Here is a 20,179-nt window from a genome sequence, read left to right as displayed (position 1 = left end):
TGATAATGAGTGCTGATCATTCAACCTACACGCCGACGACGGGCATCGAGAAGTGGGTTGATTCCCGTCTTCCGCTGCCGCGCCTGATCCACGACTCGTTCGTCTCCTATCCGGTGCCGCGCAACCTGAACTACGCCTACACTTTCGGCGCCATGCTGTCGGTGATGCTGATCGTGCAGATCCTGACCGGTATCGTGCTGGCGATGCACTACGCGGCAGAAGCGACCATTGCGTTCAATTCGGTCGAAAAGATCATGCGTGACGTGAACCACGGCTGGCTTCTGCGCTACCTGCACGCCAACGGCGCGTCCTTCTTCTTCATCGCGGTCTACCTGCACATCGCCCGCGGCCTCTACTACGGTTCCTACAAGGCGCCGCGTGAAATCCTCTGGATCCTCGGCGTCGTCATCTACCTCTTGATGATGGCGACGGGCTTCATGGGCTACGTTCTGCCTTGGGGCCAGATGTCCTTCTGGGGCGCGACCGTTATCACCGGCTTCTTCTCGGCCTTCCCGTTGGTTGGCGAGTGGATCCAGCAGTTCCTGCTCGGCGGCTTCGCCGTCGACCAGCCGACGCTGAACCGCTTCTTCTCGCTGCACTACCTGCTGCCCTTCATGATCGCCGGCGTCGTCGTGCTGCACATCTGGGCGCTGCACGTTACCGGCCAGACCAATCCGACGGGCGTCGAAGTGAAGTCGAAAACCGACACCGTTGCCTTCACGCCCTATGCGACGCTCAAGGATGCGCTCGGTGTTTCCGTCTTCCTTATCGTCTACGCCTGGTTCGTCTTCTATATGCCGAACTACCTCGGCCATCCGGACAACTATATCCCGGCCGACCCGCTAAAGACGCCCGCCCACATCGTTCCGGAATGGTACTACCTGCCGTTTTACGCGATGCTGCGCGCCATCACCTTCAACATCGGTCCGATCGACTCCAAGCTCGGCGGCGTTCTGGTGATGTTCGGCTCGATCATCATCCTGTTCTTCCTGCCCTGGCTCGACACCTCGAAGGTCCGCTCGGCCGTGTACCGTCCGTGGTACAAGCTCTTCTTCTGGATCTTCGTTGCCAATGCCATCATGCTCGGCTGGCTCGGCTCCCGCCCGGCGGAAGGCGTCTATGTCGTGCTCTCGCAGCTCGGTACCCTCTACTACTTCGGCTTCTTCCTCGTGATTATGCCCCTTCTCGGTCTGATCGAGACACCGAAGCGCATTCCCAACTCGATCACCGAAGCGGTGCTGGAGAAACAGAATGCGAAGGCGCAGCCGAAGACCGCGCACGCCTGACCGGAACAGCGATTGATAAGGAACTCACAACAATGAAAAAGCTTGTTACAGGCATTCTGTCACTCGCTGTCGTTGCCGGTCTCGGGCTCGGAGCGGCGATTGCCCAGGATGAGGCGGGCGGCGAGGGGCACGCCGAAGGCGGCACGCCCCATTATCCGATCCACAAGCCGGAGCAGCAGGATTGGACCTTTGCCGGCCCGTTCGGCCACTACGACAAGGGTCAGTTGCAGCGCGGCCTCAAGGTCTACACCGAGGTCTGTTCCGCCTGCCATTCGATGAGCCTCGTCCCGTTCCGCACGCTCGAGGACCTCGGCTATTCCGAGGCCCAGGTGAAGGCATTCGCGGCGAACTATGAAGTGCAGGATGGACCGAACGCCGATGGGGAAATGTTCACCCGCAAGGCAATTCCGTCCGACTATTTCCCGTCGCCCTTCCCGAACAAGGAAGCGGCGGCTGCGGCAAACAATGGTGCCGCACCGCCGGACTTCTCGCTGATCGCGAAGGCGCGCGGCATCGAGCGTGGCTTTCCGCAGTTCGTCTTCGACATCTTCTGGCCTTATCAGGAAGGCGGCCCGGACTACATCCATGCGCTGCTGACCGGCTACCAGGAGCCGCCGCAGGGTGTCGAGGTCGCCGAAGGTACGCATTACAATCCGTATTTCGCCGCCGCCGCGGCGCTCGCCATGGCGCCGCCGCTCTCCGACGGGCAGGTCAGCTATGACGACGGCGCGCCGCAGACCGTCGATCAATATGCCAAGGACGTCTCGGCCTTCCTGATGTGGGCCGCAGAGCCTCACCTCGAGGATCGCAAGCGCACCGGGTTCATGGTCATGGTGTTCCTGCTCATCTTCACCGGCCTCATCTATCTGACGAAGAAGTCGGTCTACGCGAACAAGGAACATTGATCGGAGACGGCAACGCCGATCCGTTCACGGACAAAGCCTCGGTTTCGACCGGGGCTTTTTTATGCGCTCAGTCCTGGATCCTGCGGCAGCAGTCGTGAGTTTTGTACGGCGGATGTGAGATGCGGTGCTGCAGAGTTGTCAATCTTCGACAACCCATTCGGGGTTCCAGGCGATCTCCCAAAGATGCCCGTCCGGGTCGTGGAAATAGCCGGAATAGCCACCCCAGAAACGATCGCGCGCGGGTTCGGTAATGACGGCGCCAGCGCCTGCCGCCTGTGTCATGACCGCATCGACCTCCTCTTTCGAGTTGACGACGTGGCCGATCGATACGGCGCCGAGCCGCGTCTCGGTGGTAGCGATCCCCGCATCCTTGGAGAGCGACGTTGCGGGGAAGAGCGCCAATATCAGCTCATCTCCCATGTTGAAGAAGACGACAGCGCCGTCTTCATACTCTTGGCCGATGATGCCTTTCGTCGGCAGCCCGAGGCCGTCGCGGTAGAAGGCAAGGGACCTCTCAAGGTCGTTCACGGCTAGTGTCAGGACTTTTAATCGGGGTTTCATATCGCGCCTCCTGACGTGCTGTGAACTGTGATCGCCGGAAAGTGTTCCGAAGAGCAGCGCAGCAGTGTCATATTTGTTCGGGCGGCTCAATCACCTCTCAACGACGCGACGGCCGAAGCCGGCTGGACGCGTGCGATTTCCGACCGCATGCAATCACTGCCCCCCGCCGAAAATGCACGAAACCGTCGGGACAACGACATGCATCAAACAAGAGATGGCTCCAACCGATGCGACGCGCTCGATTAGGCCCGCCGGAGAGACGCCAGCGCCACGGCCAAGCCGCTCCGCTTTTCAGATTACCGCTAATAGTCCTGGTTTTCACCCGTTACAGCGCCGTGCGTCTTTTCAGACGCACAAAGGACGCTGTAGCACTTTGATTGCTGCATGTTTTTGTCCTCAAATCCGGTACGATTTAAGGAAACATGCAGTAGGCGCTTCGCGGCAGCGGATTCAGGCGGAAACCACTTCACACTGTTCCTCCCCAGCTTGGCCGGTGCTGCATCCGCGATATGCATCCGAATGCAAGAACGGCCCCGTCTTTCGACGAGGCCGTTGCAACTGCGCCGATCTCATCGGCGATCAGCTAAAGCGCCCCGCCGCGTGGGCGAGCATCGTGTAGACCTTGCCTGTATCGGATGTCAGATAGGTCTGAGTGATGCGCTTGTCCGGATCGTTGCGCGCGACATCTGCCAGAAGCTTTTCGAAATCGGCGATGTAGCGATCGACAGCCGTGCGGAACTCCGGTTCGCGATCATACTTCCGCTTGATCTCGTCGAATGTCTGTTGCCCCTTGAGCGTGTACAGACGCCGCGTGAACACATCCCGTTCGCCGCGCTGATATCGCCGCCACAGTTCCACTGAAGCGTCGTGGTCGATCGCGCGGGCGATGTCTACGGAGAGCGAATTCAGCGATTCGACGACATGGCGCGGGTTGCGGTTGTCTCCGGCCCGCGCGACCGGCTGGCTTTCGGCCGGCCGCGGCCGGGCAACTGCAGGCTCTTCCTCGCGCGAAGCGGCGCGCAGCAGATCACGCATCCAGCCGCCGCCTTCCTCAACGCGTTCCTCCGCAGCCGGCGGTCGGGCTGGCTGCAGCGGGCGCGTTGCCTGCTCCATACCCAGGCTCCCGCGCAAAGCGGTCGCCGGGGCGGGCGTCTGGGTCGGGGTCGGCTGCTGGACCTGGGGCTGGTGCTGGATCGCGGGCTGCTGCGGCGCGACGGGTTGCTGAACGGCGCGGGCAACGGCAGCGGGGGCGGCCTGCTGGCGAACCGGCTGGGCAATCTCGAGCTGCGTCGAAGACTTGCCGATGATCTCGGAGAGCTCCTGCAGCGCCTTGATTTGCTCGCCGACGGCACGACGCATCAGTGCTGCGTTCTCCTTGGCTTCTTCCGGAAGATCGAAGGCGCCGCGCTTCAGCTCGTCGCGGGTCATGTCGAGTTCCTTGCGGATCTCGCCTGCCGAGCGACGTATGTCGTCGGTCGCGCCGCTGAACCGGCTGATCGCCTCGTCGATCGCCTGACGAACCGCCTCGCGCAACTGCGTTGCAACGCCATCCGACTTCTTGCCGCTCTCCGCGAGCATACGCTCGACATCGGAGACAGAGGCGCCGACGCTGCCACGCAGCCGCGACGCAGCCTCCTTGGCGCGTTCCTCCGCAGTGGCCAAAGCTCCCTCGAGCGCCTGGCCCGCTTCCTCGCCTGCCTTGGCAACGGCTTGGCGCAGAGCCTCGGAGGCGCTGAGCGCACGTCCTTCGACTTGCGAAAGCGTCTTGTTGACGTCCGTAAAGGAGGTTTCGACGCCGGAACGCAACGTGTCGGCGATCTGGCGCGAGCGCTCCTCGGCACGCGAGAAGACGCCCTCGACCGAGGCGGCAGCTTCATCGCCCGCCGTCGCAAGCGTGTTGCGCATGGCTTCGGCAGCTTCCGCCGCGCGCTGCTCGGTGCTCGACAGCAGGCGGCCGACATCGGCAAAAGAGGACTGGATGCCGCTGCGCAGGTTGCCGGCGACCTGGCCAGAGCGTTCCTCGGCGCGTTGGAAGGCGCCATCGACGAAGCCTTCGAGCGCCCGCATGGTCTTTTCGATTTCCTCCGAACGCTGGACGAGGCCGACCGAAAGGGTGCGAAGTGCATCCTGGCGCTCTTCGAGCGTGCTGACCAGGTTCGACTGGGCGGCTGCGAGGAGGTTCGATGCCTGTCCGAGAACCTTCGAATGATCTTCGAAACGGCCGACGATACCGCCGATCTGCGAGAGAGTGGAGCCGGCGATGTCCGACAGCTTGTCGACCTTGCCCTCGATGAGGCGCGTCGAGGTGGAGAGCATGTCAGAGGCCTGACGTGCAGTTTCCGAGACCCTGGCCGCCGTCGCTTCGAGGCGCTGATCCATGTCGCCCAGATTGCCGCTCGCCTGGTCGATGACGTTCGCGATCGCCGAGTTGCTCGCGGCAAGTTGGTCGATCAGGCCCATCGCCGTTGATTGCAGTCGGTTTTCGACCATCTTCATGGCCTTGGCCGTCTCTTCCGCGCGCAGCGAGATGGCATTGAGCGTCTCGCCCGTGCGTTCGGTGATGGCATTGATGAGCGCGGCGTTTTCTGCACGCAGCCGATCGGCGCTTTCCTGCGTGAGGGCGGCGATCCGTTCGGCCGCCTCTTTGCCGGTCGCAGCATATTGCTCGATGACTGGGCGTGCTTGCTCGTCGATGAGCCGCGACAGTTCCATTGAGCGGCCGGCAAGCATCGAATTGAGTTCCCGGGTGCTTTCGTCGAGCACGCTGCGGATCGATTGGCCGCGCGCATCGAGCGCTTTTTCCGCATCGCTCAGGCTCTGCTGAATGCTCTCGGCGTGACTTGCAACGCGGCTGTGGGTCGAAGCGAGGCGGGCCGTCGCCGTGTCGGCAGCGTCGGCGACCGAGCGGGCGAGATCAGCCTGGCGTGCGGCCGTCGCCGATGCGGTCTGTTCGATCGAGGCCGCGAACTCGGCATTCCGGACGGCAAGCGCATTGGCGAAATCCGCACCTGCCTTGGAAAGGACGTCGGCCGATCGCGCCGCTTCCGCGTCGATCTCCTGGGCGGCATCGCTGACGGCGCCACGGAGGCTGGTGACGAGCGCCGCTGCCTTGCCCTCGATCGTCCGATTGACGTTTTCGAGGCCGATGTTGAGGGCGCGGTCCATCGTGCCGAGCCGCTCTTCGATCCGGCCGGCACCTGTTTCGATGGCGGTCGATATCCGAGCCGCCGCCGCCTCGCTGAGCCGATCGATCTCGCCCGCGTGTTCACCGAGGCTGTCGGCGATGCGCTGGCCGGCATTGTCGACGATGGTGTTGACGCTGCCGACGCTATCGCGAATGCGATCCCCCAGCGAGCCGAGCGTCGTCTCGATCCGGGCGCCGGTATCGTCGACGATCACGCTGACAGTGCCGACGCTGTCACGGATACGGTCTTCGAGCGAACCGAGGCTCGACTCGACCCGTGCACCGGTATCGTCGAGGCGGCTGTTGATGCCGCCGATCGAGATGTCGACTCGATTGGTGAGCGTGTCGGCCGCGAGACTGATCTGATCGGCCGTTTCGGCGAGCCGTTCGGCTATGTTGCCCGTGGTCGAACGCATGCGGGCTTCGAGCGCCTCTGCGCTGCGATCGATAGCGCCGGCGATCGATGCCTGGCGTTCTTCGAGCGACATCTCCAGCATGCTTGCGCTGGTCGCGAGCGTCGTTGCCATCGCCATCGACTGGTCCGAGAGCAGTTCTTCCAAATGCTCGCGCCCCTGTCCGACGGCGCGGTTGATCGCGTTGATCCGATCATCGATCGTCGAGCGGATCTGCTCATGCGTCTCGCTGAGCGCATCGCGCAGGTGTTCGGCCTTGCCGGAAAGCGTCCGCTCGATGTCCGCGGCGGTGTCGGCGAGAGAAGCGGTTGCCTCCGAGGTGCGTGTCGTGAGCGCATCGAGCGCCTGGGCACTTCGGTCGATGACGCCGGCGATCGACGCCTGACGTTCATCGAGGGACATTTCGAGCATGCTCGCGCTGGTCGCAAGTGTCGTGGCGATCGCCATCGACTGATCGGAGAGCAGCTCTTCCAACTGTTCGCGGCCCTGGCCGACGGCGAGATTGATCGCGCTGATACGGTTGTCGAGCGTCGAGCGGATTTCGCTGTGCGTCTTGTCCAGCGTATCGCGCAGATGCTCGGCCCTGCCGGAAAGGGTCTGTTCGATTTCGGCGGCCTTGCCGGCGAGAGAAGCGGTCGCCTCGGTTGTCCGGGCGGTGAGTGCTTCGGCGATCTCGGCGCTCGTTCCCGTCAAGGCATCCGAAATCTTGCCGACGCGGCTGCTCAGATCTTCCGCGATGCGCGCGCTGGTCTCCGTCAGGGTGCCCGCGATCTCGCTGACGCGACCGCCGAGATTCTCCGCGACCTCGGACACGCCTTGCGAGAGCCTGTTTTCGATGTCGCCGACCCGGTCCGTCATGGTCTCGGCAATAGCCATGGCCCGGAATGTCAAGTTGTCCGCGACGTCTTCGGCGTGGCGGCTCAGCGAATCCGCCATCTCGTTGGCGCGGGTGGAGATGGTCGAATCGATCTGCGCCGCACGCTCGGCGAGCACGCCGTCGAGCGCCGAGGTCTGGGTTGCAAGCGCCTCGGTAATCGCCTGACTGCGCTGCGACAGCACGTCGTCTATAGTATCTGCCTGGCTGCTGAGCGCATCCGACATCGCCTGCCCGCGATCGGAAAGAACACGCTCGAGCCGATCCGCGGTGCCGCTGACGGCGCCTTCGATGAGGCTCGCGCCGGAGGCGAGGGCGGTCGAGATGGCGGCAGTGCGTTCGGAGAGCGTGTTGTCCAGGCGGTGCTGGCTTGCGGCGATCGCGCTGGTGATCTCGTCGGTCGAGCCCGTGAGCGTCTGCTCGATACGTTGATGAGCGGATTGGAGGCCGTCGATGAAGGCGGATGTGCGCGAATCGAGACCCTCGGTCAGGCGTTGCTCGCTGGTTGCAAGCGCATTGGCAAGCTGATCGGCACGGTGGCCGAAACCGTTCTCGATGCGCTCCTGCGCTGCGGTGAGGGCTCCCATCAGCGAGCCGGTCTTCTCGGAGAGCACGCCCTCGATACGGCTATGGGCGCTGCCGATGAGATTGGTGAGCTCGGTCGTGCGGCCGCCGATCGTTTCCTCAATGAAATCCTGCGTCGCGCCGAGCGCCGTCGCCAGCGTCAGTGACTGATCCGAGAGCGCCGAGCCGATCTTCTCGACGCTGCTGTCGAGCGCGCTGCCGATCGCCTCCGAGCCGCCGGAGACGGTCTCGTTGATCCGGTGCAAGCTTTCCATCAACTTGGTGTCGAGCTGGTTCGCCCGTTTATCGAAGGCGCTTGCGAATTCGTGGAAGCGCTCGTCGAACGCGGTCGCCAGCTGGCCGACCGTCGTCTGCAGCTTCTCCTCGAAGAAGCCGCCTCTGAGGTCGAGGTCCATGATCGCGTCGTCCGCGCTCGACTTAAGGCTCTGGCGGAAGCTCGCGCCTTTCTCGTCGAGAGCGGCATTGAGGGTTGCGAGCATATCGTCGAGGCCGCCGGTAATTGCCTGCTGGCCCACGCTCAGGCTCTCGTTGAGGTCACGCGTGCGGGCGATCAGCGTCTCGTTGAGCTGACGTGCGCGCTCGTTGAGCGCGGCATTCAGCTTCTCGGTATTTGCATCGAGGGTGGAGGCGCGAGTTTCGAACTGGTTGAGCAATTGCTCGCCGCGTTTGGTCAGGTTTTCGCTGAGCGAGTCGAGGCGCGCGTCGAATTCATTGCTGAGCGCCACGCCGGCGGTCGTCAGGCCGGAAAGCAGCGCATCGGTGCGGGTCGACAGCATCGTGCCCAGCGTTTCCAGCGCATGGTCCGATTTCTCGGAAAGCGCAGCCGCGCGCGTGTCGATCAGCGACGCGAAGGCCTCACCGGACACGGCGATGCGCGAGGCGATGTCTTCGCTCGCGAGTTCCAGATCGTCCTTCAGCTTGCTGTGCGCCCCCGCGATCGTCGAGCGGATATGCTCAGAGTGGCCGATGATCGCTTCGCGCTCGAGCCCGAGTTCCTGGAGCAGCGTGCGGACTCGCAATTCGTTTTCGCTGTAGCTGCGTTCGAGCGCACTGACTTCGGAATGGACGAGCGCTTCAAGCTCGGTTGCGCGAGCGATGGTCCGTTCGATGCCCTCGTTCATCGCCGAGACTTCGCGCCGCACCGCCTGGCCGACGGTCATCACCCGGTCCGCGGCCGCCGTTTCCGGCTCCGCCAGACGCAGTGCGACCTCGGCCATCGAGCGCGCCGCATTGCGCAGTTCCTGCGCCCTCGCGATCATGATGGCGAAGGAGAAGAAGAGCATGATTGGCAGGGCGATGCCGACCAGTATGCCGATCGCGCCCGGCATGGCCGCCAAATCGCCGAGCGAACGGATCTGCCAGATCTCGGGTGCGTAGAGCAGGTGGGCGACAGCCACACCGGCGGCCGCCCAGGCGAGCGACACGAGCGCGGCGACGCGGATCGCCGCCCGGCTGGAGCGTACTTCGAGGGAGCGGAGCATCGCTGCCGGGGACCTGCGCATATCGTCGTTGGCGGGTGCTAGCGGCGGCTGCTTCGGCGCGGTCTCTGGAGCCAGGCTGCGCGGCGCTTCTCCCCCACGCGGCTTCACGGCTTCCTGCGGTGCTCTTGCAGCGCGCGCCTGATCGGGCGCCGTAGCCTGCTTCGCGTGTTCGGACACTTGCTCCTCCGGCTCATCCAGGGAAGTCTTGTCGTTCAAGGCCGACTTCAGGTCGTCAAAGTCGATCTTCAGGGCCGCTTCCAGCGCCTGAAACGCTTTCTCATCGATCGACTCGTTGCTCTTCTTCGTCGCCATAGGGATACGCCTCACTACTATTGCCCGCTGATGGCCGTCTTCCTGACGCCATTAAGGTGCGCCGTGACATCCTCGACAGGGCGGTGACAGGAAGGCATACGCATTCCATCTGCGCAATACCCTGACCGATCACCCATTCATCGCCTCGATGGATCTGCCGCGCCTGCACCTTGCGATGCCGCGCGCCGCTTATCCACCAGAACAGTTGCCAATTTCATATGCAGGCCCGCTCCTAATCGTATCGTAGTGACACATTAGCCGGGTTCTTACAATTAAGAGCGGTCCGCATTCACTAAAATCCTAATCATTTGTTAACCAAATGGCCGTCTCCTGACCGGAAAAGCCCAAGAAATCAGGCGGTTTAACGGCCATTAACCATTTCCCCAAATTTCTGTCTCATTGTGCCGCCTTTTTAAGCCGATGGCAGTGCCACCCACTGACGATAACTGTTTGAAAACGGTGCGGTCATTCGATGCGACACTGATAAGGAAACGAGCCCATGGCGGCACTCCCGATAGCCTTCCAAGCACCTAACAATCCCGCAAGTTCTTCCTCTTCGGCCGGAAATCCCATTGATCTTGCCCGTCTCGCTCAACAGACGATGGGAGACGCGAGCCTCGAAACCGAGGTGTTGCGGCTCTTCGCGCGGCAGGCGCGCCAGGCTATGTGCGAGATGGCGGACGGCGACCCGGACCGCTGCAGGCGAGTCGCCCATCGGCTGAAGGGGGCGGCTCTTGCAGTCGGCGCGGATAATGTCGCAAATGCCGCCGCCGCGATCGAAGAGCAACCGACGGATGCGATGCTGCGGAGCGGACTTGCCGCCGCCGTTCTCGATGCCGAGCTTTTCATCCTAAGACTCTGCCGCTGATTTTCAGCCTCGGCCGTAGGTCCGCTACGCCTTGCCGCCGCGCCACCGCCGGCTGCGGCGAAGCCCGGCTCGTGTTGACTGGCCGGCCGATTTGTTGGAAGAACGTGCCTGACTTCAGATGCTGCGGCGACGCCTGCCTCGACAAACCCCTGCGCCAGGCGCCCGATCCCAATCAATTCGTTCCGGAAAGAGAAATGACAAAACTAACGATCGTAGCCTTTGACGGCACGCGCCACGAACTCGATGTCGAGAACGGCTCCACTGTCATGGAGAATGCGGTTCGCAATTCGGTTCCGGGGATCGAGGCGGAATGCGGCGGCGCCTGTGCCTGCGCGACCTGTCATGTCTATGTCGACGAGGCCTGGGCGGCGAAAGTCGGCGCTCCGGAGGCGATGGAAGAGGACATGCTGGATTTCGCCTATGACGTAAGGCCGACGTCGCGCCTTTCCTGTCAGATCAAGATGACTGAAGCCCTGGACGGCTTGGTCGTTCACGTTCCCGAACGCCAGGCCTGATCGCGCTCAGCACTTTAATATTTAGAAAAAAATGCCTCGCCGGTCGGTCGACTAGCGAGGCGAGGAGGGCGCATCGCAAACAGATGAGGGAGGGAGCATCTGCTGCACCAAGACACGCCAGGAGAACCTGTGCTGCTTCATTGCCTGGATTTTGCTTCAAAAACCGAAAGCAATGGAGCCAGACTCAAACAGTCCGCCAGCAAAGCACGTAGTCTTACTGTCGATCCGCAATTCAACGTTACCCACATCGAACGGTAGAACTTCAATTCTTCCGCTCGTTTCATGATATTAATATAGCTGAGTCGGGCGCCGCTCGCTATCGTTAGATTCCGCCAATAAAATACTGTGGGTTTTTGCGCTTTTCTTCGATGGGCGAAACTATAATCACCCATTTCTTGGGGGTATGGCGCTTTCGGCGAAGGTGGCTCGCTAACGGCCGGCTTTCGTCAGGCTTTCCAGCCGGTGCTGCAGCAATCGAATCATGCGCCGATCGAAGTTCGCTGCCTCCGTACGGTCGAAGCGTGCCTGATCCTTGTCGTGGCTCTCGACCTCTTCCGCGCTCACCTCGGCCACGCGAGCCTGCATCCGCTCGCAATTGTTTTCCGGTTTCAGCGCGAGTAGCGCCTTTTCCATCTGGCGCGCGTGAATGCGAGCAATCTCCGCATGGCGCTCCTCATGGCGCTTGATGTCGCTGGCGAGCGTATCCCAGACCAAGGCAAGGTCACGTCCGGCCTGTTTGCGGTACTTCCATCGCGGCAGGATGATGCGTGTGCTGAGCGTGACGCGCGCCGTGCCGACCGCGCAACGGCCTTCGCGACCGACATAGGTCACGGTGCCGCCGAATTTGATGCGCGTCGCGCCCGGATGGCGCGTGCCGGTGCTCCCCATCAAGGGGCCGGACACCGAGAGCGCCTTGTCGAGCTCTTCTGCCGTGCGTCCGCCGATCGAAAAGTAGGAGACGCTCTTGCTGATGAGCGTTTCGCCCGAGGCGCTGCCAAGCGGAAGTCCGACGAGCAGTGCGATCAGGGCGGCTCTTAACGGGGCGTGTATTCCGGGCATCGCTGCGTATTCTCGTCGGTTGAACTTCATAGAAGCTTGGGGCATAGCCAAGGCCAGCGCAACACAAATCGGCTAGGACTCCCGTCCGAAAATTGGTGTATCGCACGAGGAAAAGGCGATAACGCTTTGCGTCAACACGAAATTGCCTGCAGCATGCGCAGTCGATGAAACTCTATGTCGTTGGAGCCGCGGATCGAAAGACCATGAGATATACTCCATTTCAGCCCTTCCGTTGGCGATTGGCTCATGGACGCAGTCTCGAACTGGGTCCGCGTGGCGTTTTGATGGCAATCATCAATGTCACGCCGGATTCATTCTCCGATGGAGGGCGCTTTACCGACGCCGGAGCCGCCGTGGCAGCCGCTTTTTGTGCGGTCGAGGAGGGAGCGGAAATTCTCGATATAGGCGGCGAGTCCACCCGCCCGGATGCTGAACCGGTAAGCGCCGAGGAGGAGCAGGCCCGCGTCATGCCCGTCATCGCCGCTCTTGCCGCTGAAACCGAGGCGATCATCTCCATCGATACCTATCGTGCCAACACCGCGCGCCTTGCCGTGGAGGCCGGGGCGCATATCGTCAATGATGTGCACGGCCTGCAGCGCGAACCGGCAATTGCCTCCGTCGCGGCCGAGACGGGTGCCGGCCTCTGCATTATGCATACGGGGCGGGGTCGCGAGAAACTCGGCGACGTCATAGAGGATCAGTTCCATTTTCTCGACCGGTCGCTCGAGATCGCCGCCAAGGCCGGCGTTCGGCGGGAGCAGATCGTTCTCGATCCGGGCTTCGGTTTCGCCAAGGATACGGATGAAAACCTGGAACTGATCGGGCGCTTCGAGGAATTGCATCGATTTGCCCTGCCGCTCCTCGTCGGAACGTCGCGCAAGCGCTTCGTCGGTGCGGTGACGGGGAGGGAGGCGCAGGCCCGAGACGTCGGCACCGCGGCGACGACCGCGCTTCTCAGGGCTCAGGGCGCTGCGATTTTTCGGGTACATGATGTCGCAATCAACAGGGATGCGCTGGCGATGGCCGATGCTATGCTGACTGCAAAGAACAGCCGACGGGACATGAAGCCATGACTGCGACCTACACGATCACCCTTAAGAACTGCGCGTTCTTTGCCCGCCACGGCGTGCTCGACGAGGAAGAGTTCCTCGGGCAGCGATTCTTCGTGGATGCGGAACTCGAGGTGGAGCAGGGTACTGCGCTGGTCGAGGATTGCATCGATGATACCGTGCATTACGGTATCGCCTTCGCCGAGATCGAGAGGATCGTTACCGGACGCCGGCGATATCTGATCGAGGCACTGGCGCTTGAGGTCGCCAAGACGCTTTGCGCGCGCTTCCGTCAGATCCGTCGGGCGAAGGTCTCGATACGCAAACCGAACGCACCCGTTCCCGGGGTGCTGGATTACGTTGAAGTCACGGTCGAGCATGTTGCCGAATAAGAGCTGGCGCAGCGTGACACTCGGCCTCGGCGGCAATCTCGGCGAACCGCGCCGGGCGATGGCGGAAGCCTTGCGAGCACTAGATGCGCGGCCGGACTGCCGGGTTACGGCGGTTTCGCGGCTTTATCGGACGCCGCCATGGGGCAAGACGGATCAGGACTGGTTCTTCAATGCCTGCGCGGAAGTCGAGACGACACTCGGCCCCGAGACATTTCTTGAAACCTGTCTCGAGATCGAGCGCGCCATGAAGCGCGTGCGAAAGGAGCGCTGGGGGCCGCGCACCATCGACATTGATCTCCTGACCTTCGATGACCTGAGCATTGTCAGCGACGCGCTGCAGCTGCCGCATCCGCGGATGACGGAGCGCGGTTTCGTTCTGATGCCGCTTGCGGATTTTGCGGCGGCCCTTTCCGTCGGGGGGCGGACGATCAGAGAGTGGCTGAGCCGGGTGGATGTCACCGGGATCGAAGTGGCCGATGAAAACGTTGACTGGTGGCGCGCGCAGGATTGAACGAGGATCATTGCTTCCTGACGCAGCAAGCCCGGCATTGAACCGGGCTCCCGTTTTCCCTCTGTGAAACGCGACTACTTGATCGAGCCGACCGCGATGGTGTCCATCTGCCGATTGAGGCTGACGCCGATGACGGGGACCATTGTTTCCTCGACCTTCACCGAGATCGTGATGTTCATGGTCTCCTCGTCCTGAAGACGAGCGATCATCGCACCGTTGAGCTGCTTGCGGTTGATGCCGACGACGACCTTGTCCTTGGCGACATTGCCGGACACGACGTCAAGGCCCTTGCCGTCGGCGCCATCGAGGAACTTTCCGGTGTAGCTGTTGCCTTTCTGCGTGATCATCGCCGACATCGGCTGTTTGAAGACGCCGACGCGGCAGAAGCCGTCAAGCTTCAGTCCGGCTTGTGCGCCGGACATCGGTTCGCCGGTGAGGTCGCAGGTGAATTTTGTGCCTTTGTACTTGCCGGCCACGATCTCGCCTGGCCCCTTCCACTGGCCGGCGACCTTGTCGAAGAACGCCTTGTCGCGGGCGCCGGAGAGTGCCGGCGTTGCAGCGCCGAGGGCGGCGACAAGCGCGATAGCGGCAACGCCGCGAGCAATCAAAGAAAGGCGCGAGAACATGAACGATCCTTGATGGGTCAACGTGCAAATCTGGTAATCACATTTGCGCGAAAATGGTTAACGGATGGTTTCGTCGCCGCTCATATATTACCGCTTCACGGCTTCGACCGCTCGCCAGAAATTGAGGCGGCCCGCCATCATGGTGCTCAGCCGTCCCGCGAGCTTTCAGCTCTCGCTGCTCCTGGCGTCAGGTCGGCAAGAAAATCACCGATGCCGGGGCGCTTCAGCGCCCGGAACGGCATCGGGCGGCAGAGATCCATCGCCGCAATTCCGATGCGCGCCGTCATCAGCCCGTTGATCACGCCTTCGCCAAGGCGGGCCGACAGCTTCGACGCGAGACCGTGGCCGAGGACCTGCTGAATGAGGCTGTCGCCGGCGGCAATCGAGCCGGTCACCGCCAGATGCGCGATGACGTCACGCATCAGGCGCAAGAGGCCGAGCGTGCCGGGCCGCCCACCGTAAAGCTCGGCCATCGCGCGGATCATGCGCGCGGACTCGTAGAGCACATAGCCGAGATCGACGAGCGCGCGCGGGCTGACGGCGGTGACGATCGACACGCGTTTCGACGCGGCGAGAATGATTCGGCGCGCTTCGCGGTCGAGCGGCGCCAGCAACTCGCGCTCAGTCAGTTCGAGGAGGTGCGGACCGTCGATGATCTCGCCTTCGGTCTCCGCAAGCCGCGCCCGACCTTTGGCGGTACGTGGGTTTGCGGCCAGCAAGTGGACGAGCCTTGCCGTAGCGGCACGCGCGGCCTTGGTCTTTCCGGGGCCGGCTGCTTCCAAGACGTCTGCTTTCAGCGCCTGGATCGCCGTCAGTTGCATCATGCCGGTGAGCTCGCGGGCAATGACAACCAGAAACGCAACCGCGCCGATTGCCACGACCGCGATCGCCGCATAGCCGAGCCAGTCGGCGCGGGAAAAGAGATCGCGCACGAGGCGGTCGATCCAGAGGCCTATGGCCAGCGACAAGAGGATACCGAAAGCGCCCGCGGCCACCTTGCCGAAGGAGAGGCGCCGCCGGCGGGGCTGAGCTTCCGGCAAGTCGAGTGCTTCGAGCGCCGCAGTCGTCTCGATGAACGGATCCTCTGCATCTGGCGTCATGGCAACCTTGTCGCTGAAGCTTGCCGGTGCGCGCCGCGGCTGTTGTTCAGGACTTGCGGTGCGTTCTTCCGGCGTAACCGGAAAGGCGGCGGGCTTGCGACGGCGATCCTTAAAATCGTCATTCATGCCAGGCGATCTCCGAGCAGGAACTGCATGGCCCGGTCGAGCCGGATATGCGGTACAGAGAGTTTCAACCCGCCGCGCGTCTCCTCCAGATGCGGCGGCCGGAAGCGGACGAAGTTCAGCTCCGGCATTGACGGCTCGGTCACGGTCGCGACGCGGGGGCGGGAAGCGGTCTCCGCAACCTCAAACAGAATATCTGGATTTTCCGGTAAGTCCCCGGGGAATATCGCGGTTTTCTTTTCGCCATCGAAGATCTCGCCATTAATCTTCTCGCCGGCTATAGGCGTTCCGACAATGACTGGCAGGCTGTGCCCATCATGGTTTACCGTCGCCTCCCGCGTCGCCCTGACCGACGCGAGCGCCATGACTTCGAGGCCGGCTCCGCTCATTCCGATGCGTTCGGCTGCACGGCTGACGAGGCGAGCGGCGGTGCGCTCGAGCCGATCATGGCTCTCATGATGCAGGTGATCCGCTTTCGTAGCGGCAATCAGCACTCGGTCGATCCGGCGCGTGAGAAGAGAGGAAATCCAGGAATTGACGCCGGGACGAAAGCAGGCAAGCACGTCGGCGAGCGCCTGCTCCAGATCCTTAAGCGCCTCCGGCCCGCGATTGATTGCCTGCAACGCATCGACCAGCACGATCTGGCGATCGAGGCGGGCGAAATGCTCGCGGAAGAACGGCTTAACTACATGCGTCTTGTAAGCTTCGTATCGCCGCTCCATCATCGCCCAAAGCGAGCCTTTGGGCGCCCGTCCTGCCGGCACGTCGGGCAGCGGCGAGAAAGTGAGCGCCGGTGAACCTTCGAGATCGCCTGGCATTAGAAAGCGGCCGGGCGGCAGGGTCGAGAGTGAGCGGTCGTCTTCCTTGCAGGCCTTGAGATAGGCAGTGAAGCTTTCGGCGAGCCGACGGGCGGCACCTTCATCCTCGGCCGTTTCCGCGCCTATGGAGGCGGCAAGGTTTAGCCACTCGCGCGATAGGGCTGCACGCGTGCCTTCGCGCGCTCGCCGCACCGTTGCTTCGCTGAATTGCCGGAAGTCCTGGGCGAGCAGAGGCAGGTCGAGCAGCCACTCGCCGGGATAGTCGACGATATCGATCGAAAGACGTCCGGGAGAGAACAGTCGATTCCAGCCGCTCGCGCTTTCGTAGTCGAGCGTGATGCGCAATTGCGAAATGGCGCGCGTCGAATCCGGCCATGCCCGGTCGCGGACGAGAGCGGCGATGTGGTCCTCGTATTGGAAGCGCGGCACGGCGTCGTCCGGCTGCGGTTCCAGCCGGACCTTCGAAACGCGGCCGGAGCGGATGGGCTCGAACAGCGGCAGCCGCCCGCCATTCAATAAGTTGTGCACGAGCGAGGAGATGAACACGGTCTTGCCGGCGCGCGAAAGACCGGTGACGCCGAGCCGAACGGTAGGATGGACGAGCCCGGCCGCGCGGTCTGCAAGATTGTCCAGCGCGATCAACGTGTCGTCCTTGAGACTGGTCAGAATGGGCGCCAAGTTCTCTCGTCCCCTCCGGAATCGTTCAGCGATACAGCGTTATGGCCGATATCCCCGCCGGGTTACAGGCGTCCACGTTGCTCGGGAGCGATATAGGAAATGTTTCCGTCGGCGCAACGACGCGAGCGAACTTCGATGGCTCCTCGGGCCGGATTCGAACCCGGACGAAATACCGGGTCATTGCCCTTCGGCGTCCTCGAGGGTCGGCACCAGCAACTGCGAAAGTGCGGCGGACCAGACGGAGCCGGCCGTCGGGCGGGCCGAAAAGTCGATGATCGCCAATCCGGCCGGCGGATAACCATCGCTGAATGCCGCCTGAGCCGTTGTCCCACCGAGAATTTGCCAGAACAGTTCCTCGATCATCGGATTGTGCCCGACGATCATCAGCGAGGACCGGTCCGCATACGCTTCGACAAGCTCGGCGTAGACGCTCGTCAGACCTGTATAAAGCGGGTCGAGATAGCGGATATCGATGTCCTTGCCGAGCATGCGATAGAGCGGTTCTGCCGTCTGGCGGCACCGTGTTGCGGTGGAACACAGGATCAAGTCCGGTCGCAGACCGCGATCGGCAACGTTCTGCGCGGTAAGCTCCGCCTCCGCATAACCGATGCCGTCGAGCGTGCGGTCAAAGTCCCTTTGACCCGGCAGAGCCCAGCCCGAACGGGCGTGACGAAGGAGAAAAAGGCGGAAGGCTGGGACGACGCTATCTTGCATGTACCTGTCCGGTGTTGAAACTCCCGGGAATGGAGGCATCTGCCTGCGCCCGCAGCACAAACGCCCCGTCGGATCGCTCCCTTGTCCCGCCGGTCGACGCAAAGATCAAGCCATGCTCTTCGCGTTTTTGGCGAACCGATACGCTATTGAACTGACGCTCGGCGTACACCAGATGTCGCAATCTGGACGCGACCGAATTCGCGCACCAGCTGAATGACGGCTCCTGCCGACAGCTGCGGCGATAACTCGCCGATCAGGACTTTGTGCGTAATTTTGATGAAATATTAGCCGGTTAGCCTGAAATCCGCGCAGTGCTAAATTGCCGAGTAAGCACCGTCTACAAGGCTTGAATCAGAGCTTCCATAGGTCTATACACCGCCGCAATGAGATGTTCTTCAGGAGAATCGCGTTGAGTGAGAAGATCGATCTTAGTACCTATGTCCTCTCCGAGGACGAGGAATTCATGAATGCAAACCATCGGGCATACTTTCGTGCGAAGTTGAATGCCTGGAAAAACGATATCCTTCGCGAAGCCCGCGAGACACTGGATCACTTGGCAGAGGAGAGCGCCAATCATCCTGATCTTGCGGACCGCGCTTCCTCCGAAACAGACCGGGCAATCGAGTTGCGCGCCCGCGATCGCCAGCGGAAGCTGATCGCCAAGATCGATGCCGCGCTGCAGCGCCTCGACGAAGGCACCTACGGGTACTGCGAGGAAACCGGGGAACCGATCGGCCTCAAGCGCCTGGACGCGCGGCCGATCGCGACTCTTTCGATCGAGGCTCAGGAACGCCATGAGCGTCGCGAGAAGGTTTACCGCGACGAGTAAGTCGCGGAAGATTGCCTGACCTACAGCAAACGGCGCGGTTCAACCGCGCCGTTTTCTTTTGTTCTGCCGTATGGATCGAAGCCGCTCGTGCGGGGACGGGCCCGCCGCACCGCTCCCTTCACGGTTTGCGGCCCGCGGAGATGTCAGCCAACATCCGGTTCATCTCCTCCTCGATCGTTGGTTCCTTTCGGACGTCTTCCGGTGTGGCACCGAGCATAGGCTCCTGGCGACCGCCCTGCGCTGGACGATTTTCCGGCGGCAGCGGGGCTGTCGGTGTCAGGCGTTGGAGATCGCCGCTGATTTCCGCATCGAGCATGCGCTCGAATTCGGCAGCATCCGGTGTTGCCGGCCGCGTCGCAGGCTGCGCCAGTATCGGCTTGAAGGGCTCGGCCGGGGTAGGCGGCGCTGAGCGATCTCCGCTTGCAGGCTGGACCATCGGAAGCACTCGGTCGCGTGCGGCTGTAAGAACATCGCGCACCGGCTCGACGGCAGCGGCCACAGGCGGAACGTCAGATGGTAGCGGCGCCGGTCTGGAGGCCGCTGGCTGTTGCGGCGGCGGCGACGAGCTAGTCGTATCGGACTGATCGGCCGCAACGCGCACCGGCGGTGCCGGCTCAGCGCGCACCGGAGCTCTTACAGGCTCGACGGGCCGCGTCATTTGCCGAACCGGTTCGACGGCTGCAAGCTCGGCGGGGGCGGTAGAGGAAACGGGCTGGGGCTTTGCCTCCGGTCGGGCTGCCGCGGTCGAAACGTCGGCAGGCCGTTGTTCCACCGCAACGCGGACGCCGGCCGATGCCGGGGCTGTTTCCTCCGCAACGATGCGGCTCTCGATGACGACGTCGGTCGGGCCGCCGATCATGATCAGGTGTTCGACATCGTCGCGTCGCACGAGCACGAGCCGACGGCGCGTGTCCACCGCTGCAGCATCGAGCACGGCAAGCCGCGGCTGCCTGTTCTTGCCCCCACGGACGAAGGGAGAGGATGGTCTGTTGCGCATGATCCAGAGCACCGCCACAAGGCACAAGAGACCAATGGCCACTGCTCCGGCGGCGACGATGAACCGGCTACCGTTGTCCCCCAGGATCGTTTCCATCATAGGCTGAACTCCTTACTGCCGCCCGGATGGCAGCATTTGACGGCTTTTTTCGGGCCGGAACAAGCTTCCGCCTGACATTCCCTGTGAATTGACCGCGGCGCTTCCGCCGAGACGCTTTTTGCTGTTATCTCTGATTGTTAAAGATGATTCCAGTTCGATGGGCGGGAGCGCGGGGAAGGCGGCTACCGATTTCGCGGCGA

General features: G+C 62.6%; 15 protein-coding genes and 3 pseudogenes. 9 read left to right on the top strand and 9 right to left on the bottom strand.

The window, feature by feature from the left end; genetic code table 11:
* Positions 1-5 precede the first annotated feature (5 nt).
* Together M728_RS07970 and M728_RS07965 are read left to right on the top strand one after the other, a co-directional pair.
* Positions 6-1,286 carry a cytochrome b N-terminal domain-containing protein gene (locus M728_RS07970; RefSeq protein ID WP_026623048.1) on the top strand — a complete coding sequence of 427 codons (1,281 nt, stop codon included), beginning with the start codon at positions 6-8 and terminating at the stop codon, positions 1,284-1,286.
* Positions 1,287-1,318: 32 nt separating this feature from the next.
* Positions 1,319-2,191, top strand: a complete 873-nt coding sequence (locus M728_RS07965) for a cytochrome c1 (RefSeq protein ID WP_026623049.1) — start codon at positions 1,319-1,321, stop codon at positions 2,189-2,191.
* Positions 2,192-2,329: 138 nt separating this feature from the next.
* On the opposite strand, the gene M728_RS07960 is transcribed toward M728_RS07965, so the two are convergent.
* The gene (locus tag M728_RS07960) at positions 2,330-2,752 is read right to left on the bottom strand and encodes a VOC family protein (RefSeq protein WP_026623050.1); all 423 of its coding nucleotides are present in this window, start codon (positions 2,750-2,752) and stop codon (positions 2,330-2,332) included.
* A gap of 579 nt (positions 2,753-3,331) precedes the next feature.
* A pseudogene (locus tag M728_RS07955) lies at positions 3,332-4,423 on the bottom strand (kinesin); the annotation flags it as partial.
* A gap of 239 nt (positions 4,424-4,662) precedes the next feature.
* Here M728_RS07955 and M728_RS07950 point away from each other — a divergent pair.
* Positions 4,663-4,902, top strand: a pseudogene (locus M728_RS07950) (hypothetical protein); the annotation flags it as partial.
* A 124-nt stretch (positions 4,903-5,026) separates the two neighbouring features.
* Here M728_RS07950 and M728_RS07945 read toward each other — a convergent pair.
* Positions 5,027-8,929, bottom strand: a pseudogene (locus M728_RS07945) (kinesin); the annotation flags it as partial.
* 1,171 nt (positions 8,930-10,100) lie between these two features.
* Between M728_RS07945 and M728_RS07940 the strand changes: the two are divergent.
* Both M728_RS07940 and M728_RS07935 read left to right on the top strand, forming a co-directional pair.
* Positions 10,101-10,469, top strand: a complete 369-nt coding sequence (locus tag M728_RS07940; RefSeq protein WP_026623052.1) for an Hpt domain-containing protein — start codon at positions 10,101-10,103, stop codon at positions 10,467-10,469.
* Positions 10,470-10,663: 194 nt separating this feature from the next.
* The gene (locus tag M728_RS07935) at positions 10,664-10,984 is read left to right on the top strand and encodes a 2Fe-2S iron-sulfur cluster-binding protein (protein WP_026623053.1); all 321 of its coding nucleotides are present in this window, start codon (positions 10,664-10,666) and stop codon (positions 10,982-10,984) included.
* Between the two features lie 429 nt (positions 10,985-11,413).
* Here M728_RS07935 and M728_RS07930 read toward each other — a convergent pair whose 3' ends face one another.
* Positions 11,414-12,043 (bottom strand): DUF922 domain-containing Zn-dependent protease, encoded by a 630-nt coding sequence (locus tag M728_RS07930; RefSeq protein ID WP_026623054.1) that lies wholly within the window; start codon positions 12,041-12,043, stop codon positions 11,414-11,416.
* Positions 12,044-12,246: 203 nt separating this feature from the next.
* Here M728_RS07930 and folP point away from each other — a divergent pair, with 203 nt between their 5' ends.
* The 3 genes from folP to folK are packed head-to-tail and all read left to right on the top strand — an operon-like array spanning position 12,247 to position 13,995.
* Positions 12,247-13,116, top strand: a complete 870-nt coding sequence (folP, locus tag M728_RS07925; protein WP_026623055.1) for a dihydropteroate synthase — start codon at positions 12,247-12,249, stop codon at positions 13,114-13,116.
* Complete coding sequence (gene folB / locus M728_RS07920; protein WP_026613966.1) at positions 13,113-13,484, top strand: dihydroneopterin aldolase; 372 nt, start codon at positions 13,113-13,115, stop codon at positions 13,482-13,484. Before folP ends, folB begins: the two co-directional genes overlap by 4 nt.
* Positions 13,471-13,995, top strand: a complete 525-nt coding sequence (gene folK, locus M728_RS07915; protein WP_026623056.1) for a 2-amino-4-hydroxy-6-hydroxymethyldihydropteridine diphosphokinase — start codon at positions 13,471-13,473, stop codon at positions 13,993-13,995. The genes folB and folK overlap by 14 nt, the downstream gene beginning before the upstream one ends.
* Before the next feature lie 74 nt (positions 13,996-14,069).
* Here the strand turns inward: folK and M728_RS07910 are convergent, their stop codons facing one another.
* The 4 genes from M728_RS07910 to M728_RS07895 all read right to left on the bottom strand — a co-directional run bounded on the left by M728_RS07910 (position 14,070) and on the right by M728_RS07895 (position 18,054).
* Positions 14,070-14,621: a hypothetical protein gene (locus tag M728_RS07910; RefSeq protein WP_026623057.1), complete on the bottom strand. Its 552-nt coding sequence runs from the start codon at positions 14,619-14,621 to the stop codon at positions 14,070-14,072.
* Between the two features lie 146 nt (positions 14,622-14,767).
* A complete protein-coding gene (locus tag M728_RS07905; protein WP_026623058.1) occupies positions 14,768-15,847 on the bottom strand; it encodes a YcjF family protein in 1,080 nt (359 codons plus the stop codon).
* The gene (locus M728_RS07900) at positions 15,844-17,340 is read right to left on the bottom strand and encodes a YcjX family protein (protein WP_026623059.1); all 1,497 of its coding nucleotides are present in this window, start codon (positions 17,338-17,340) and stop codon (positions 15,844-15,846) included. Before M728_RS07900 ends, M728_RS07905 begins: the two co-directional genes overlap by 4 nt.
* 177 nt (positions 17,341-17,517) lie before the next feature.
* Positions 17,518-18,054 (bottom strand): histidine phosphatase family protein, encoded by a 537-nt coding sequence (locus M728_RS07895; protein ID WP_026623060.1) that lies wholly within the window; start codon positions 18,052-18,054, stop codon positions 17,518-17,520.
* A 409-nt stretch (positions 18,055-18,463) separates the two neighbouring features.
* Here M728_RS07895 and dksA point away from each other — a divergent pair, with 409 nt between their 5' ends.
* Entirely contained in the window at positions 18,464-18,883 is a 420-nt protein-coding gene (dksA, locus tag M728_RS07890; RefSeq protein WP_026613972.1) for an RNA polymerase-binding protein DksA, read from the top strand.
* A 118-nt stretch (positions 18,884-19,001) separates the two neighbouring features.
* On the opposite strand, the gene M728_RS07885 is transcribed toward dksA, so the two are convergent.
* A complete protein-coding gene (locus tag M728_RS07885; protein WP_026623061.1) occupies positions 19,002-19,979 on the bottom strand; it encodes a flagellar biosynthetic protein FliO in 978 nt (325 codons plus the stop codon).
* Positions 19,980-20,179 lie beyond the last annotated feature (200 nt).

The organism is Ensifer sp. WSM1721 (assembly GCF_000513895.2).
GTDB lineage: Bacteria > Pseudomonadota > Alphaproteobacteria > Rhizobiales > Rhizobiaceae > Sinorhizobium.
This window is presented reverse-complemented; position numbering and strand designations above follow the sequence as displayed.

Coding starts and splice junctions, on each gene's coding strand:
- M728_RS07970 (WP_026623048.1), top strand. CDS start 6: ATGAGTGCTGATCATTCAACCTACACGCCGACGACGGGCATCGAGAAG.
- M728_RS07965 (WP_026623049.1), top strand. CDS start 1,319: ATGAAAAAGCTTGTTACAGGCATTCTGTCACTCGCTGTCGTTGCCGGT.
- M728_RS07960 (WP_026623050.1), bottom strand. CDS start 2,752: ATGAAACCCCGATTAAAAGTCCTGACACTAGCCGTGAACGACCTTGAG.
- M728_RS07940 (WP_026623052.1), top strand. CDS start 10,101: ATGGCGGCACTCCCGATAGCCTTCCAAGCACCTAACAATCCCGCAAGT.
- M728_RS07935 (WP_026623053.1), top strand. CDS start 10,664: ATGACAAAACTAACGATCGTAGCCTTTGACGGCACGCGCCACGAACTC.
- M728_RS07930 (WP_026623054.1), bottom strand. CDS start 12,043: ATGCCCGGAATACACGCCCCGTTAAGAGCCGCCCTGATCGCACTGCTC.
- folP (WP_026623055.1), top strand. CDS start 12,247: ATGAGATATACTCCATTTCAGCCCTTCCGTTGGCGATTGGCTCATGGA.
- folB (WP_026613966.1), top strand. CDS start 13,113: ATGACTGCGACCTACACGATCACCCTTAAGAACTGCGCGTTCTTTGCC.
- folK (WP_026623056.1), top strand. CDS start 13,471: ATGTTGCCGAATAAGAGCTGGCGCAGCGTGACACTCGGCCTCGGCGGC.
- M728_RS07910 (WP_026623057.1), bottom strand. CDS start 14,621: ATGTTCTCGCGCCTTTCTTTGATTGCTCGCGGCGTTGCCGCTATCGCG.
- M728_RS07905 (WP_026623058.1), bottom strand. CDS start 15,847: ATGAATGACGATTTTAAGGATCGCCGTCGCAAGCCCGCCGCCTTTCCG.
- M728_RS07895 (WP_026623060.1), bottom strand. CDS start 18,054: ATGCAAGATAGCGTCGTCCCAGCCTTCCGCCTTTTTCTCCTTCGTCAC.
- M728_RS07885 (WP_026623061.1), bottom strand. CDS start 19,979: ATGATGGAAACGATCCTGGGGGACAACGGTAGCCGGTTCATCGTCGCC.